5 protein-coding genes are annotated in these 2,764 nt (G+C 64.3%); 2 read left to right on the top strand and 3 right to left on the bottom strand.

Annotated features, from left to right (window positions below; translation table 11 throughout):
* On the top strand, positions 1–366 hold a 366-nt coding region (locus tag JMF90_RS32265), incomplete at its 5' end, for a helix-turn-helix transcriptional regulator (protein WP_201325950.1).
* Between the two features lie 68 nt (positions 367–434).
* Positions 435–944 carry a GNAT family N-acetyltransferase gene (locus JMF90_RS32260; protein ID WP_041489638.1) on the top strand — a complete coding sequence of 170 codons (510 nt, stop codon included), beginning with the start codon at positions 435–437 and terminating at the stop codon, positions 942–944.
* Between the two features lie 16 nt (positions 945–960).
* On the opposite strand, the gene JMF90_RS32255 is transcribed toward JMF90_RS32260, so the two are convergent.
* The 3 genes from JMF90_RS32255 to JMF90_RS32250 form a co-directional block, all read right to left on the bottom strand.
* The gene (locus JMF90_RS32255; protein WP_011694639.1) at positions 961–1,914 is read right to left on the bottom strand and encodes a hypothetical protein; all 954 of its coding nucleotides are present in this window, start codon (positions 1,912–1,914) and stop codon (positions 961–963) included.
* A gap of 58 nt (positions 1,915–1,972) precedes the next feature.
* Positions 1,973–2,095, bottom strand: coding sequence for a hypothetical protein (locus tag JMF90_RS40645; protein ID WP_006479692.1), 123 nt, complete (start codon positions 2,093–2,095; stop codon positions 1,973–1,975).
* Positions 2,096–2,500: 405 nt separating this feature from the next.
* The coding region (locus tag JMF90_RS32250) for an Lrp/AsnC family transcriptional regulator (RefSeq protein ID WP_201325949.1) at positions 2,501–2,764 on the bottom strand (264 nt) is incomplete at its 5' end.

The following is a 2,764-nucleotide window of genomic DNA, read 5'->3' as shown; positions in this document are numbered from 1 at the left end:
GGGCAACTCGTCGAAGCACGGCGTGCGCGCGTGGGCACATCGGAGATGGTGCGCCAATACCTGAACGCGACGCCCGGCAGCGCGCCGTTCTCGCTCGACGACATGGCGCGCCTGATGAACACGAGCCCGCGCACGCTCAAGCGGCGATTGCAGGAGGAAGGCACGACGTTTCGCGCGCTGCTCGCGCAGACGCGCGGGGCGATGGCCGAGACGCTGCTCGGCGATGCGCGGCTGTCGCTCGCGGACGTGGCCGAGCGGCTCGGCTTCAGCGATCTGTCCAGTTTCTCGCAAGCGTTCAAGCGCTGGTACGGCGTGCCGCCGGGCGCGTATCGCAGCGCGGCGCGACGATCAGGCGACCCGCAATGAATCGCGGTACGATCGCTCGCTCGCTTGCCCGTCCTGCCTGTCGACATCACATTCACGAGAGACCCCGCATGATCACGATCCGCCCGATGACCGACGACGATTTCGCGCGTTTCTGGCCGACCTACCGCGCCATCGTCGCTGCTCAGGAAACCTATGCATTCGATCCCGAACCGACCCAGGAAGCGGCACGCGCACTGTGGCTCGACGCGCCGCTCTGTACGTGGATCGCGGAGGAGGACGGCGTGGTGCTCGGCTCGTACTTCCTGAAGGCGAACGCCGCCGGGCCCGGCAAGCACGTGAGCAACTGCGGCTACATGGTGAGCGAGGCCGCGCGCGGCCGCGGCGTCGCGCGCCTGATGTGCGAGCACTCGCAGCAGGTGGCGCGCGAGCGCGGTTTCCTCGCGATGCAGTTCAATTCGGTGGTCGCGACGAACGCAGTCGCGGTCGCGCTGTGGCAGAAGCTGGGATTCGAGATCGTCGGCCGGCTGCCGCGCGCATACCGTCACGCGCGGCTCGGCTTCGTCGACTGCTTCGTGATGTTCAAGTGGCTCGGCGACGCGGCGGCCGCCGAAGCCTGAGCAACGCGCCGCTGCGTCAGACGGCGAACGCGCCGTCGAACACGATCCGCTCGTCGAGCGCGAGCGTGCCGCGCGCGAAGATCAGGTCGAGATGGTGGCTGCCGTTTTCGCCGCCGCCGAGCCCGAGATGCAGGCCCGGATGGCGTTCCTCGAACCCCGCGTTGCGGCCGTACAGGCCGCGGATGCCGAGGTTCGTGCCGATGCCGAATTCCTCGATCCGCCGGTGATTCGCGTGCCGGTCGAGATAGGTCGTGAAATCGCGCCGGAAGCCCGCATCGTCGGTGTCGAAATCGACGATCGTGCTGTGCTCGACATGCAGCGTCGCGAGCCGCTCGGCCACCTTGTACTTGATCGCGAACGGCACGGTGCCGAGAAAGGTGCCGCTGAACACGACCGAGCCGTTGAGGTCGGTCACGTGCGTCGCGATCTCGCCGGGCACGACGTCGAGGTTGCCCATGCCGTCCACGCTCGTCCATTTCTGGTCCGGCGCAAGCGAGCCCGTCAGCGTGTTGCCGGCTTCGTCGATGAAGCGGATCTGCGACGCGCGTGCGGCCGCGTCGATCAGCCGGCCATTGCGCGCGGCGATGTCGTCGAGCGATTCGGCGAACGCCTCGTCGAGGTGCGGGCCGTAATCCTTGAATAAAACCGATTTGCTCCAGTGTTCGACGATCGCGGGGCGGATCGCGGCGAGGAATGGCGGCCCGCTCGGCGACGGCGTCGGCAGGCACGACGAGTCGTACAGCAGCACGAACAGGTCGGCGGCGTCGAGCGCGGCGGCGATGTCGGCGGGCGGGGTGCTTTCGAGGCAGAGGGTGGTCGCGTCGAGCGAATCGGGCAGGGCGGAAAAGGCGCGCAACGCGATGTCGCGGTTGCGGGTGTCATGGCCGACCAGCAGTTTTCCCGATTCGCCGCGGGCCAGCTTGTCGCGCAACGCGGGGTGAAAGCCGAGCGCGCGGTGCAGGTTCAGCATGCGTATCTCCGGAAGCGGCGGAAGGGCCGCGGCCCTTCCGCGAGAACGGGTGGCCCGCTCAGACCGGCCAGAGCGCGGTGCCGAACGGCACCACGGCGTCCTCGACCATCATGTCGACGGCCTCGGGGTGCGTGTCTTCCTGCATCCAGTCAAGCAATTCGATCTGCTGGGTTTCCTGCATGTCAATTCTCCTGTGGTGAACATGAGTGATTCAACATGAAAGCGCGGAAAAAACATGACCGCTCCTCGTTCGATATTTTGTGAATGCCGGACGAGTGGCGTCGATATTAGTCTGACGAATTTTCGAATGCAATGCGTTGCAGTGTTTTTAGCCGTGACGTGCTAAACACGAGGCATTCGCGATCCACATATTGGAAAAACAGGATAAAACGAGCGACAGATCGAGCATCATTTTTTATCGGAAGGAATCCGGATAGGCGAAATGAATTCGGTTATTTTTAATTTGAATTCAATTGCCCGGATTGCTGCGTTTTATGTCATTCACGAGAACCACAAGCGCGATCGCCTGGTGCTCGAACCGGTCCGCATGATTCCATGCGTCACGCAGTCAATCAGCATCCGCACGTCATCCAAGCAACGCCTTTCCGATCGTCTTGGTCGGTTCGGAGCGCAGCACCAGCGATGTCGTGACCGCGCCGAAGCGGGCAATCGCGTCGATGAGCGTTTCGAGCTGGCCCGGTGTCGGCACCAGCACCTTCAGCAGAAAGCAGTCCTCGCCGGTCATGCGGTGGACTTCGATGACATGCGGCATCTCGGCGAACGCGCGCAGCGCCGGCTTGATGTGCTCGTGAGTCGTTTTTAGTCGGATGATGGCCATCATGCCCAACCC

It is taken from the genome of Burkholderia sp. E168m23 (genome assembly GCF_016586125.1).
Classification (GTDB): domain Bacteria; phylum Pseudomonadota; class Gammaproteobacteria; order Burkholderiales; family Burkholderiaceae; genus Burkholderia; species Burkholderia orbicola.
This window is presented reverse-complemented; position numbering and strand designations above follow the sequence as displayed.

Excerpts from the sequence above, each read along its gene's own strand:
- JMF90_RS32255 (WP_011694639.1), bottom strand. The coding sequence starts at position 1,914 with ATGCTGAACCTGCACCGCGCGCTCGGCTTTCACCCCGCGTTGCGCGAC.
- JMF90_RS32260 (WP_041489638.1), top strand. The coding sequence starts at position 435 with ATGATCACGATCCGCCCGATGACCGACGACGATTTCGCGCGTTTCTGG.
- JMF90_RS40645 (WP_006479692.1), bottom strand. The coding sequence starts at position 2,095 with ATGCAGGAAACCCAGCAGATCGAATTGCTTGACTGGATGCAGGAAGAC.